The organism is Exiguobacterium sp. H66, from assembly GCF_018618705.1.
GTDB lineage: Bacteria > Bacillota > Bacilli > Exiguobacteriales > Exiguobacteriaceae > Exiguobacterium_A > Exiguobacterium_A oxidotolerans.
In genome coordinates, this window is sequence record NZ_JACSMQ010000006.1 from 1 (window position 1) to 12,546 (window position 12,546).

Here is a 12,546-nt window from a genome sequence, read left to right on the forward strand (position 1 = left end):
ATTTCCCTTTGAGTAATCAAGAAAGACCCCTCAGAGACGATGAGGTAGATAGGTCACGGGTGGAAGCATGGTGACATGCGGAGCTGAGTGATACTAATCGGTCGAGGCCTTGTTCTAGCAGATGATTGTTGATGACTTCAGTTTTGAGGGCGCGAGCCCGTCGTCTGGTGACGATAGCCAAGTGGTCACACCCGTTCCCATGCCGAACACGGAAGTTAAGCACTTGAACGCCGAAAGTAGTTGGGGGCTTCCCCCTGTGAGGATAGGACGTTGCCAGGCAAACGGTGGTTCTGGAGCATACGCTCAAGGGCCGCCGCTTTTTTATGGACTTTTTTTTGTATCTTGATGATTTTTTCAAAGATGCATGACTTATATAATAGGGAAGGAACGTGACACACATGGCAAAAAAACAAAAACTTCGAGTGGCTGTTGAAGAGAATGAAACAATCAGCGACTGCCTCGATCGGATTGATGCCATGGGTTATCGTCCGACTGTTCGACGTGAAGAACCGATTTTTGGATTAGATGCGAATGAAGAACCGTATCCGATTCGCCAACAGATCATTTTTGACTGTAAAGCGAAAACAGAATCTGACTGATTCCTTTACATGCGCGCCTCCGGACTATTTGTCTCTGACAGAGGTGCGTAGCTCAGGATATGTATCAGGACGTCACGATCGAGAAGAACAGGTATAGAAAACGCCGATGAATCCGTATGAAAAACGGGGTCATCGGCGTTTTTGCTTACAAAGATGAACCGTTCCTCCCTCAAATAGAGTGAAGCAACTTGTGAGTCAGGCCGTGCAACGTCAATCATCCCAGTTCAGCAAACTACATTTTTGACTACAGGCTAAGGTGAAGTTCACGTAACCGTGATACTTTGCCTTTTTTGTAAAACCAATATTAAAAATTCCGAATGCAATTAAAAAATACATGAGCTAATTGTGTATAAAGACGAACAATAAATTTTCAGATAATTAAATTGTTCGCCTTTGGTTGACGGATGCTTCCTTGTCTTGTTAAGATGAAGGCGTGATAGGAAGATTGAATATAACACCTCGTATAATAGCAGGGATATGGCTTGCAAGTTTCTACCCGACGACCCTAAATCGTTGGACTATGGGGTATATGGATGTTCGTCGATCGTTCTTTGGCGTACCTTTTTATACCCTAAGCCACCCTTTTAGTCGTGGTTTGGGCTTTTTTTATGCAAAAAGGAGGAGACGAAGATGAGTAATGTGGAAATTGGCGTTATTATGGGAAGCCAGTCTGACTGGTCAACAATGAAAGCGACATGTGATGTACTCGATCAGCTGAACATTCGGTACGAAAAGAAAGTGGTCTCGGCCCACCGAACACCGGACTTAATGTTCCGTTACGCAGAAACAGCGCGCGAACGAGGACTGAAGGTCATTGTTGCAGGAGCGGGTGGGGCAGCCCACTTGCCAGGAATGGTGGCAGCCAAAACAACACTCCCCGTCATCGGGGTTCCGATTAAAAGCAAAGCTCTTCAAGGCATCGATTCCTTACTCTCGATCGTCCAGATGCCGGGTGGTGTGCCTGTCGCTACGGTTGCGATCGGTGAGGCGGGTGCAAAGAACGCCGGATTACTGGCAGCACAAATTCTTGGAACAGTGGACGAGCGGATTGCGAGAGCACTCGACCATATGCGCGTTGAACTAGAAGGACAAGTCATCGCTTCCGAGGTGCATCTGACATGACGAAGATTGGCATCTTAGGTGGCGGTCAGCTCGGACGGATGATGGCATTATCGGCACGCGAAATGGGATACGAACTCCTGACACTGGATCCGACGGAAAATGCACCTTGCGCGCAAATCACGGATCAACAAATTGTCGCAGACTTTACGGACGTCGAAGCAGCAAAGCGTCTAGCGCAAGAATCGGATGTCGTCACATACGAATTTGAGAACATCTCGCACGAAGTCGCGATGGCAATCGGTGATAAGTTGGTCCACGGGACAGAGTTGTTGTTTCAGACGCAACACCGGATTCGGGAAAAAGAGATGATTGAACGACATGGTTATCAGGTCGCACCGTATCATGCTGTCCATACCGTTGCAGACTTGAAAGAAGCAGGCGAACGGTTAGGATTACCCTTCGTCCTGAAGACGGCTCGCTTCGGTTATGACGGAAAAGGGCAGACGGTCATTCGGACAACAGCTGATTTAGCAGGTGCCATTGAAACGTTCGAACCGACCGAATACGTCGCTGAAAAATGGTTGCCGTTCGATCAAGAAATCTCCGTCATCGTCACACGGAGCGAACGGGAAACGCGTGTCTTTCCAGTCAGCGAAAACATTCACCGGGATAACATACTCCATCTGTCGATCGTTCCGGCCCGCATTTCAAATGAGCTGTCACAACAGGCAATTGATTTGGCAACGAACATTGCCGAAGCAGTCGGCTTGATTGGGACGCTCGCCATCGAACTCTTTGTCGTCGGTTCAGAAATCATCGTCAATGAACTGGCGCCACGCCCACATAACTCGGGGCATTATTCCATCGATGCGTGTGAGACGTCACAGTTTGAACAGCACATCCGTGCCATCTGTGGGCTCCCGCTCGGTGATACCCGCCTGACGACACCGGTCGTCATGGCGAACATCCTAGGTCAACATGTCACAGCATTATCCGAGGAACAACATACATTATCGGCACGGACGAAAGTTCACTTATATGGAAAGCAGGAAGCGAAGACAGGACGGAAGATGGGGCATTTGAACATCTTAGCGGATTCAGTCGAAGAAGCATTATCCGAAGTCGAGCGCCTGCAAATCTGGAAGGAGACGGTTAGATGATCGAACGGTATACACGACCTGAGATGAAAGCGATTTGGACAGAAAAGAATAAATTTGAGGCTTGGTTAAAAGTCGAAATCTTAGCCTGTGAAGCGTGGAGCGAGCTTGGTGTCATTCCAAAAGAAGACGTAAAGCTCCTTTGGGACAATGCTTCGTTTGATGTGAACCGCATCAATGAAATCGAACAAGAGACACGCCATGACGTCATCGCCTTTACACGCGCTGTATCGGAGACGCTTGGTGAAGAACGCAAATGGGTCCATTACGGACTGACGTCAACGGATGTCGTCGATACGGCACTCTCGTATCTCTTGAAGCAAGCAAACGATATTCTCGCAGCGGATCTTGACCGCTTCATCGAAATTTTGAAAGTCAAAGCGAACGAACATAAATACACGGTCATGATGGGACGGACACACGGTGTCCATGCCGAACCGACGACATTCGGTCTGAAGCTTGCCCTCTGGTACGAAGAGATGAAACGGAACAAAGTCCGCTTCGACGCTGCACGTGAGACCGTCGAATACGGAAAAATGTCAGGTGCGGTCGGAACGTTTGCGAACATCGACCCGTTCATCGAAAAATATGTCTGTGAGAAGCTTGGGACGAAACCGGCGCCGGTCTCGACGCAGACGTTACAGCGTGATCGTCATGCCCATTACATGTCGACCATCGCGTTAATCGCGACATCGATTGAGAAGATGGCGACGGAAATTCGTGGTCTTCAAAAAACCGAAACACGGGAAGTCGAAGAATTCTTCGCGAAAGGTCAAAAGGGATCATCCGCGATGCCACATAAACGTAACCCGATCGGTTCAGAAAACATGACAGGGCTTGCCCGGGTCATTCGTGGACACATGGTGACGGCTTACGAAAACGTCTCGCTTTGGCACGAACGGGACATTTCCCATTCATCTGCGGAACGGATCATTCTGCCGGACGCAACCGGTTTACTCAACTACATGTTGAACCGGTTCGGTAACATCGTCAAAAACTTGACGGTCTTCCCGGAAAACATGAAACGCAACATGGACCGGACGTACGGTGTCATCTTCTCCGGACACGTCTTACTCGCTTTGATTGAAAAAGGCTGGTCGCGTGAAGCCGCGTACGACTTCGTCCAACCACGGGCGATGCAAGCATGGGAAGAACAAATCATGTTCCGTGATTTGTTATGGCAGGAACAAGAGATTCAACAACTCTTTACAGAAGCAGAACTCGATGCTTGTTTTGATCCAACGTATCATACGAGCCGGGTCGATGAAATTTTTGAACGGTGTGGCTTGAACTAATCAACCTGAGACGGGGCATTGTCCCCGTCTACATCTTAGGATCCTGGGGGACGAAAGCAATGCAACCACTTTATGAAGGTAAGGCCAAACGATTATACACGACGCAGGAGCAGGACGTGCTCCGCATCGTCTACAAGGACGAAGCGACAGCATTTAATGGAGAGAAAAAAGCAGAGTTCGCAGGTAAAGGTGAACTGAACAACCGCTTGACGAGTCACTTCTTTGAAGTACTTGAAGCGGCCGACATTCCGACCCATTTCATTGAACGCATTTCCGAGCGCGAACAGCTCGTACGCCGTGTCACCATCATTCCACTCGAAGTCGTCGTCCGCAATGTCGTCGCCGGAAGCCTCAGCAAACGGCTTGGGATTGAAGAAGGAACGGTGCTCGAAACACCAATCGTTGAGTTTTACTATAAAGATGACAGCTTAGGCGATCCGCTCGTCACCCGTGCACACATCAATTTACTGAAGATTGCGACTACGGAAGAGCTCGATTTACTTGAACAAGAAGCGAACCGCGTCAATGCCGTCTTACGTCCGTACTTTGACGAAAAGGGAATCACGCTCGTCGATTTCAAACTGGAATACGGCAAAACACCGACAGGCGAGATTCTGCTGGCTGACGAAATTTCACCGGACACATGCCGTCTGTGGGATAAGGAAACGGGAGAGCACCTCGATAAAGATGTCTTCCGTCGCAACATCGGATCACTCATCGACACGTACCAAACACTATTCAATCGCCTAGGGGGAAACACACAATGAAAAAAGTCATCGTATCGATCGCATTACGGGAAAGCATTTTAGATCCACAAGGAGTCGCTGTCAAAGGTGGTCTTGCACAACTCGGTTTTACGGGTGTCGAAGAAGTCCGGATCGGAAAACGAATCGAACTGCTTGTCTCGGATGAAACGACGGACACGATGATTCATGACATGTGCCAAAAGCTCCTCGTCAACACGGTGATGGAAGACTATCGTTTTGAAGTAGAAGAGGTGACGACGGCATGAAGTTCGCGGTCATCGTCTTTCCAGGATCGAACTGTGATTTAGATATGTACCACGCCGTTAAGGATGCGCTCGGTGAGGAAGCGGACTATGTCTTCCATACCGAAACGTCACTTGAAGGATATGATGGTGTCCTGCTTCCGGGCGGTTTCTCATATGGGGATTATCTCCGCTGCGGCGCAATCGCCCAGTTTTCACCAATCATGGAGGAAGTGAAACGATTTGCAGCAGAAGGGAAAACCGTTCTTGGTGTCTGTAACGGCTTCCAAATCCTTGTCGAAGCGGGTCTTCTCCCGGGTGTCTTGCACCGCAATACCGGACTGAAGTTCATGTGCCGGACGGTCGAATTGAAGGTCGAAAATCACCAGACACGTTTCACATCAGATTATGCACCGGGCGAAACGATTTCGATTCCGATCGCCCACGGGGAAGGAAACTACTACTGTGACGACGCCACGTACGCGATGTTGCAGACGAATCAACAGATTGCCTTCACATACGTCGACAATCCAAACGGATCACGCGGCGATATCGCGGGGATTACGAATAAAGCAGGAAATGTGCTCGGGATGATGCCACACCCGGAGCGTGCTGTCGAGATGCTGACAGGCGGAACAGATGGACTTAAGTTATTCACTTCACTCGTCAAACAGGGGGCCCACCATGTTAAAACAACAGTCTGAACCAACGATTGAGCAAATTCAGGAGCAACGGATTTATGCGACGATGGGACTTAGCGACGCGGAGTACCAGATGGTCGTCGACTTACTCGGTCGTCAACCGAACTACACGGAAACAGGACTCTTCTCCGTTATGTGGTCAGAACACTGTTCGTACAAAACATCAAAACCGGTCTTACGCCAGTTTCCGACGACCGGTCCTCGCGTCTTGCAAGGACCGGGTGAAGGCGCAGGTGTCGTCGATATCGGTGATAATCAAGCGGTCGTCTTTAAGATCGAAAGTCATAATCATCCGTCAGCCGTCGAACCCTACCAAGGGGCAGCAACGGGTGTCGGTGGGATCATCCGCGATATCTTTTCAATGGGAGCCCGTCCTGTCGCGTTAATGAACTCGCTTCGTTTCGAGCATCTCGGGACACCACGCGTCAATCAGTTGTTTGAACAAGTCGTCGCCGGGATTGCCGGATACGGCAACTGCGTCGGAATCCCGACGGTCGGCGGAGAAGTCGGTTTCGACCGTTCGTATGAAGGAAACCCGCTCGTCAATGCGATGTGCATCGGCTTGATCAACCACGAAGATATTCAAAAAGGTCTTGCGAAAGGTGCCGGGAACTCGGTCATGTACGTCGGTGCGGCAACAGGACGTGACGGCATCCACGGTGCGACCTTCGCTTCAGAGGATCTCGGGGAGGATACGGAAGCAAAACGTCCGGCCGTTCAAGTCGGTGACCCCTTCATGGAGAAGTTATTGATTGAAGCCTGTCTCGAAATCGTCGGCCATCCGGCACTCGTCGGGATGCAGGACATGGGCGCTGCCGGACTGACCTCGTCGTCAGCCGAGATGGCGTCGAAAGCCGGCATGGGGATTGAAATGCACCTTGATGATGTGCCGCAACGCGAAACAGGCATGACCGCTTACGAAATGATGTTATCGGAGTCACAGGAACGGATGTTGCTCGTCGTCGAGCGCGGACGGGAGGCGGAAATCGAAGCGATTGTCAGCAAATGGGGCTTACATGCCGTTCATGTCGGCGAAGTCATCGAAGAAAAAGTCCTTCGCCTTGTCCAGCACGGAACGATCGTCGCTGAAGTACCGGTCGATGCCCTTGCGGAAGAAGCACCGGTCTATCAAAAACCATCGCGCGTTCCGGCTTATTATGAAGAGTTCCAGGCAATGGAAGAGACGTTGCCGGTCGTCGAGGATGCCGTCGAAACATGGCGTGCCCTGCTCAAACAACCGACAATCGCGTCAAAACGTTGGGTCTACGATCAGTACGATCATATGGTTCAAACGTCAACCGTCGTTGCACCGGGTTCCGATGCAGCCGTCATCCGTGTTCGTGGCACGAACAAAGCACTCGCGATGACGACAGACTGTAACAGCCGTTTTGTTTACCTCGATCCGTTCGTCGGTGGTCAGATCGCCGTCGCCGAAGCCGCGCGCAACATCGTCGCAAGCGGTGCAACACCACTCGCGATCACGGATTGCCTCAATTTCGGGAATCCGGATAAACCGGAAGGCTTCTGGCAACTCGAACAAGCGACGGCCGGGATGGCTGAAGCCTGCCGCGTGCTCGAGACACCGGTCATCGGCGGAAACGTTTCGCTCTACAATGAATCAGCCGGCAAAGCCGTCCACCCGACGCCGGTCGTCGGAATGGTCGGGTTACATGACAAGACCGACTGGATCACGACACAACACGTCAAGCAAGCAGGCGACGCAATCTACGTGCTCGGTGAGACGTTACCGGAGTTCGGCGGCAGTGAACTCCAATACATGCAATTCGAAAAATCATTCGGGAAAGCACCACGCATCGATTTGAACGTCGAACAAACCCGTTTACGTGCCTTACAAACAGCCGTTCAGGCAGGGCTCGTCACAGCCATCCATGATGTCGCGGAAGGTGGACTCGCCGTCGCCTTGGCAGAAATGACATTCGGAACGACGCTCGGTCTCGACGTGACATTTGAAGGACCGGCGTTACATCTCTTCAGTGAATCACAATCCCGGTTCGTCGTATCGGTGAAGCCGGAGCACGAGGCAGCCTTCGTCGAACAGACAGGTGCTGAAAAACTAGGTCACGTCACAGCAGAGGATTCGATTCAAATCCAGACAACGGACACACTCATCGAAGCAACACGTTCAACACTGCAAGCCGACTGGGAAGGGGCGATCGCGTGTTATATGACATCAAAGGATTAAATGAAGAGTGTGGGGTATTCGGGATTTTCGGACAACCGGAAGCGGCACAACTTGCTTATTATGGTCTCCACAGTCTGCAACACCGGGGGCAGGAGGGCGCAGGAATCGTCGCGAGCGACGGCAACCTGCTTCTTCCACACCGGGGACAAGGACTTGTGACGGAAGTTTTTTCACAAGCGACACTCGATTCGTTAGCCGGACAGCATGCGATCGGACACGTCCGTTACTCGACAGCTGGTGGCAACACGCTCGAGAACACACAACCGCTTCACTTTAAATCACGGACGGGTGACTTGGCACTTGCCCATAACGGGAATCTCGTCAATGCCGATTCGTTAAAACATTTACTTGAGGCGGAAGGGGCGATTTTCCAGACGACAAGCGATACGGAAGTCGTCGCCCACCTCGTCAAACGGAGTAAATTACCGACACTCGAAGACCGGATTGCCGATAGTTTGGCGCGGCTTGTCGGTGCGTTCGCCTTCTTATTTTTAACGGAAGATACGTTGTACGTCGCCGTCGATCCACATGGTCTGCGCCCGTTATCACTCGGGAAAACACCAGATGGCGGCATCGTCTTTTCATCGGAAACGTGTGCTTTTGATATCGTCGGGGCCGAGTTCATTCGTGACATCGAGCCGGGAGAGCTCGTGACGATCACGACGTCCGGCATGTCCTCACGGCAGTATATGGAACCGCATGAGCGGGCGATGTGTTCGATGGAATACATCTACTTTTCCCGTCCCGATTCGATGATTGATGGGGTCAATGTCCACACGGCACGAAAAGCGCTCGGGAAAAAAATGTTCGAAGAAGCACCGGTCGAGGCAGATGTCGTCACAGGTGTTCCGGATTCAAGTATCTCCGCTGCGATTGGTTATGCGGAAGCGAGCGGGATTCCCTACGAGATGGGATTGATTAAAAACCGTTACGTCGGACGGACGTTCATTCAGCCGTCGCAAGAATTACGGGAACGCGGCGTTAAAATGAAACTGTCGGCACTACGGGGTGTCGTCAACGGCAAACGGGTCATCATAGTTGATGATTCCATCGTGCGTGGGACGACAAGCCGCCGCATCGTTGGACTGTTACGCGAAGCCGGGGCAACGGAAGTTCATGTCCGCATCACGGCGCCGCCGATCACGAATCCGTGTTATTACGGCATCGATACGTCGTCAAAAGACGAACTGATTTCCGCCCGCCTGACCCCCAGTGAGATTTGCCAAGAAATCGGTGCTGACTCACTGGAGTTTCTGACAGTCAACGGAATGGTCAATGCGATTGACCGTCCGTTCGATGGTCCACTGAAAGGACAATGTACGGCCTGCTTCACAGGCGAATATCCGACACCGATCGGTGCACTTGAACTAGAAGCCAAACTTTGAATAGATGGGGGAACAAAGCATGAGTAAACAATACGAAGCAGCAGGTGTTAGCCTGACCGCAGGGTACGAATCCGTATCCCGGATGAAAAAACACGTCGCCCGTTCGATGCGGAAGGAAGTCATGACGGGACTCGGAAGTTTCGGTGCAATGTTCGACCTCAGTCAATTGAATTTAAAAGAACCGGTGCTCGTCAGCGGGACAGATGGCGTCGGAACGAAGTTAAAACTTGCCTTCGCCCTCGACCAACACGATACGATTGGGATTGATTGTGTCGCGATGTGTGTCAACGACATCATCGTTCAAGGCGCAGAACCCCTTTATTTCCTTGACTACATCGCACTCGGTAAAGCCATTCCGTCGAAAATCGAACGGATTGTCGCCGGTGTCGCCGAAGGCTGTGTCCAGTCGGGCTGTACGTTAATCGGCGGCGAGACGGCAGAGATGCCGGGGATGTATGCAGACGGTGAGTATGATATTGCCGGCTTTGCCGTCGGTGCCGTCGAAAAACAGAAATTGATTACTGGTGAAGGCGTTACACCCGGTGATGTCATTTTAGGGCTCGCGTCGTCAGGGGTTCACTCGAACGGATTTTCACTCGTCCGGAAAATCGTCGAAGAAAGTGGTCTTCAGTATGAAGATGAATTGATGATGCTCGGTAACACGATCGGCAATGCCTTGTTGATGCCGACACGGATTTATGTCGAAGCTGTCAAAGCAGCGCTCGAAACAGAGAAGATTCAAGCGATGGTCCATATCACGGGTGGCGGTTTCTATGAAAACGTACCACGTGTCCTCCCGGAAGGTTGCGGGGCGACGTTTGATCCGAAAAAATGGCCGACGTTACCGGTCTTCGATTGGCTTGAACAAGCCAGAAACATTCCGCGTGACGAGATGTATAACGTTTTCAACATGGGGATCGGCTACATGATGATCGTCAAGCCGGAACACGTGGCCGAAGTGACGGCACGCCTGGCGCGCGAAAATGAAACGGCCTATACGATCGGGACTGTGACAGATCAAGACGGGATTCGCATCAAAGGAGTCGACCAATGAGGCTTGCCTGTTTTGCTTCCGGAAGCGGGAGTAATGTTGAAGCGTTATTTGAAGCGATTGAGGCAGGACGTTTACAGGCGACGATTGAACTCGTCGTCTGCGATCAAAAAGAGGCGCTCGTCATCGAGCGGGCACGAAGACACGGCTGTGATGTGTTTGTTTTTACAGCCAAGGACTACCCGGATAAACCGTCTTTTGAACGCGAAATCGTTGCGGAACTAGAGCGGCGAGACGTGGAACGGATTATCCTAGCCGGATATATGCGTCTCGTCGGTGATGTCCTTCTCGCACGGTATGCCGGACGAATCGTCAACATCCATCCGTCGCTGCTCCCGGCATTTCCAGGAAAAGATGCCATCGGGCAAGCATTTCGTGGCGGAGTTAAAATCACAGGTGTTACAATTCATATAGTCGATGAAGGGATGGATACGGGACCAATCATGGCACAGGAAGCGGTCCGTATCACTGAGGATATGACGCGGGAAACGCTACAGAAAGCGATTCAGCAAGTAGAGCACAGATTGTATCCGCAAGTCATCGAAGAGTGGATTAAAGAGGGGGCAAACGTATGAGAGCGTTAATTAGTGTATCGGATAAAACAGGAATCGTAGAACTGGGACAAGCCTTTCACGAAGCAGAGATTGAACTTGTATCGACAGGCGGAACCCATCAAGCACTTGAGGCAGCAGGACTTCCGGTCATCGGTATCAGTGAAGTCACACAATTCCCGGAGATGCTTGACGGTCGTGTGAAAACGTTACATCCAATGGTCCATGGAGGTTTACTTGGACGTCGTGATTTAGAGACGCACCGCGAACAAATGGCAGAGCAACACATCAAACCAATCGATTTTGTTGTCGTCAATTTGTATCCCTTTAAGGAAACGGTTATGAAAGAGGACGTTCCTTACGCAGACGCAATTGAAAACATCGATATCGGTGGACCGAGCATGATTCGCTCTGCTGCGAAAAACCATGCAGCCGTGACGGTTGTCGTTGATCCAGCAGACTACAGTGAAATCATCAAAGAAATCAACCTCGGTGGAACGACGTTTGAAACACGCCAAAAATTAGCAGCGAAAGCCTTCCGTCATACGGCAGCCTACGACGCCTTGATTGCGGACTACTTCTTGACACAAACGGGAGAAAAATTCCCGGAGCAATTAACGATTACGCTCGAGAAGGTACAAGACTTACGCTATGGAGAAAATCCGCATCAGGAAGCGGCGTTTTATAAAACACCGATCTATCGTGGGGCGTCTCTTGCATCAGCGAACCAACTGCACGGAAAAGAATTGTCATACAACAATATTCAAGATGCCAATGCCGCACTTGAAATCCTTGATGAGTTCCGCGAAGCAGCAGCCGTCGTCGTCAAACACATGAACCCGTGTGGCGTCGCTGTCGGTCCGACAATCGACGAAGCCTTCCGCCGGGCGCATGCAGCAGATCCGGTCTCGATCTTTGGCGGCATCGTCGCTCTGAACCGTGAAGTCGATCTCGCGACAGCGGAGCAGCTCAGTGGCATCTTCCTTGAAATCATCATCGCCCCATCGTTTACGACAGAAGCGTTTGAGCTGTTGGCAGCGAAGAAAAACCTGCGTTTGCTTGAACTGGATGTCAAACGTGTCCAAGCGATTCGCTATACAGCCGTCGCTGGCGGTATGCTTGTCCAAGATAGCGACGATGAGACATTAGATGATGCAGCAGCACGTGTCGTCACGGATCGTAAACCGACAGCAGCCGAATGGGAAGACTTGAAGCTCGCATGGCGTGCTGTCAAACACGTCAAGTCGAACGCGATTGTCTTAGCGAAAGATGAAGTGACGGTCGGTGTCGGGGCAGGGCAGATGAACCGTGTCGGGTCGGCGAGCATCGCCATCGCGCAAGCCGGTGACAAGGCGATTGGTGCATCTCTCGCATCTGACGCCTTCTTCCCGATGCGCGATACGGTCGAAGCCGCGGCAGCAGCCGGGATTACGGCAATCATCCAACCGGGTGGGTCGATTCGTGACCAAGAGTCGATTGATGCGTGTAACGAACACGGCGTCACGATGATCTTTACGAATGTCCGTCATTTCAAACACTGAGTGGAGGCGACTT

The 12,546-nt window shown here is 51.3% G+C and carries 12 protein-coding genes, 2 rRNA genes and 1 riboswitch; all 14 genes read left to right on the forward strand.

The features are described 5' to 3' along the window. Positions 1-117: ribosomal RNA gene (locus KNP88_RS10625) — 23S ribosomal RNA — on the forward strand; the annotation flags it as partial. Positions 118-163: 46 nt separating this feature from the next. After that, positions 164-279: ribosomal RNA gene (gene rrf / locus KNP88_RS10630) — 5S ribosomal RNA — on the forward strand. Between the two features lie 119 nt (positions 280-398). Beyond that, on the forward strand, positions 399-599 hold the full coding sequence (locus tag KNP88_RS10635) for an NETI motif-containing protein (RefSeq protein ID WP_029332581.1): 201 nt from the start codon (positions 399-401) through the stop codon (positions 597-599). A 439-nt stretch (positions 600-1,038) separates the two neighbouring features. Next, positions 1,039-1,140, forward strand: a riboswitch (purine riboswitch). A gap of 89 nt (positions 1,141-1,229) precedes the next feature. After that, complete coding sequence (gene purE / locus KNP88_RS10640; protein WP_088836265.1) at positions 1,230-1,721, forward strand: 5-(carboxyamino)imidazole ribonucleotide mutase; 492 nt, start codon at positions 1,230-1,232, stop codon at positions 1,719-1,721. Next, positions 1,718-2,821, forward strand: coding sequence for a 5-(carboxyamino)imidazole ribonucleotide synthase (gene purK, locus KNP88_RS10645; RefSeq protein ID WP_214893704.1), 1,104 nt, complete (start codon positions 1,718-1,720; stop codon positions 2,819-2,821). Before purE ends, purK begins: the two co-directional genes overlap by 4 nt. Beyond that, a complete protein-coding gene (gene purB / locus KNP88_RS10650) occupies positions 2,818-4,113 on the forward strand; it encodes an adenylosuccinate lyase (protein ID WP_214893706.1) in 1,296 nt (431 codons plus the stop codon). The genes purK and purB overlap by 4 nt, the downstream gene beginning before the upstream one ends. 59 nt (positions 4,114-4,172) lie before the next feature. Then, the gene (purC, locus tag KNP88_RS10655) at positions 4,173-4,880 is read left to right on the forward strand and encodes a phosphoribosylaminoimidazolesuccinocarboxamide synthase (RefSeq protein WP_029332585.1); all 708 of its coding nucleotides are present in this window, start codon (positions 4,173-4,175) and stop codon (positions 4,878-4,880) included. Beyond that, on the forward strand, positions 4,877-5,125 hold the full coding sequence (gene purS, locus KNP88_RS10660) for a phosphoribosylformylglycinamidine synthase subunit PurS (protein WP_159172781.1): 249 nt from the start codon (positions 4,877-4,879) through the stop codon (positions 5,123-5,125). The genes purC and purS overlap by 4 nt, the downstream gene beginning before the upstream one ends. Continuing rightward, the gene (gene purQ, locus KNP88_RS10665) at positions 5,122-5,805 is read left to right on the forward strand and encodes a phosphoribosylformylglycinamidine synthase subunit PurQ (protein ID WP_029332587.1); all 684 of its coding nucleotides are present in this window, start codon (positions 5,122-5,124) and stop codon (positions 5,803-5,805) included. The genes purS and purQ overlap by 4 nt, the downstream gene beginning before the upstream one ends. Beyond that, on the forward strand, positions 5,786-8,005 hold the full coding sequence (purL, locus tag KNP88_RS10670) for a phosphoribosylformylglycinamidine synthase subunit PurL (RefSeq protein WP_214893708.1): 2,220 nt from the start codon (positions 5,786-5,788) through the stop codon (positions 8,003-8,005). Before purQ ends, purL begins: the two co-directional genes overlap by 20 nt. After that, positions 7,981-9,390 (forward strand): amidophosphoribosyltransferase, encoded by a 1,410-nt coding sequence (gene purF / locus KNP88_RS10675; protein ID WP_214893710.1) that lies wholly within the window; start codon positions 7,981-7,983, stop codon positions 9,388-9,390. Before purL ends, purF begins: the two co-directional genes overlap by 25 nt. Positions 9,391-9,409: 19 nt before the next feature. Continuing rightward, entirely contained in the window at positions 9,410-10,444 is a 1,035-nt protein-coding gene (gene purM, locus KNP88_RS10680) for a phosphoribosylformylglycinamidine cyclo-ligase (protein WP_214893712.1), read from the forward strand. Continuing rightward, positions 10,441-11,016, forward strand: a complete 576-nt coding sequence (purN, locus tag KNP88_RS10685; RefSeq protein ID WP_214893713.1) for a phosphoribosylglycinamide formyltransferase — start codon at positions 10,441-10,443, stop codon at positions 11,014-11,016. Before purM ends, purN begins: the two co-directional genes overlap by 4 nt. After that, on the forward strand, positions 11,013-12,533 hold the full coding sequence (gene purH, locus KNP88_RS10690) for a bifunctional phosphoribosylaminoimidazolecarboxamide formyltransferase/IMP cyclohydrolase (RefSeq protein WP_214893714.1): 1,521 nt from the start codon (positions 11,013-11,015) through the stop codon (positions 12,531-12,533). Before purN ends, purH begins: the two co-directional genes overlap by 4 nt. Positions 12,534-12,546 lie beyond the last annotated feature (13 nt).

Coding starts and splice junctions, on each gene's coding strand:
- purM (WP_214893712.1), top strand. CDS start 9,410: ATGAGTAAACAATACGAAGCAGCAGGTGTTAGCCTGACCGCAGGGTAC.
- purN (WP_214893713.1), top strand. CDS start 10,441: ATGAGGCTTGCCTGTTTTGCTTCCGGAAGCGGGAGTAATGTTGAAGCG.
- purH (WP_214893714.1), top strand. CDS start 11,013: ATGAGAGCGTTAATTAGTGTATCGGATAAAACAGGAATCGTAGAACTG.
- purC (WP_029332585.1), top strand. CDS start 4,173: ATGCAACCACTTTATGAAGGTAAGGCCAAACGATTATACACGACGCAG.
- purB (WP_214893706.1), top strand. CDS start 2,818: ATGATCGAACGGTATACACGACCTGAGATGAAAGCGATTTGGACAGAA.
- purQ (WP_029332587.1), top strand. CDS start 5,122: ATGAAGTTCGCGGTCATCGTCTTTCCAGGATCGAACTGTGATTTAGAT.
- purL (WP_214893708.1), top strand. CDS start 5,786: ATGTTAAAACAACAGTCTGAACCAACGATTGAGCAAATTCAGGAGCAA.
- purE (WP_088836265.1), top strand. CDS start 1,230: ATGAGTAATGTGGAAATTGGCGTTATTATGGGAAGCCAGTCTGACTGG.
- purS (WP_159172781.1), top strand. CDS start 4,877: ATGAAAAAAGTCATCGTATCGATCGCATTACGGGAAAGCATTTTAGAT.
- purK (WP_214893704.1), top strand. CDS start 1,718: ATGACGAAGATTGGCATCTTAGGTGGCGGTCAGCTCGGACGGATGATG.
- KNP88_RS10635 (WP_029332581.1), top strand. CDS start 399: ATGGCAAAAAAACAAAAACTTCGAGTGGCTGTTGAAGAGAATGAAACA.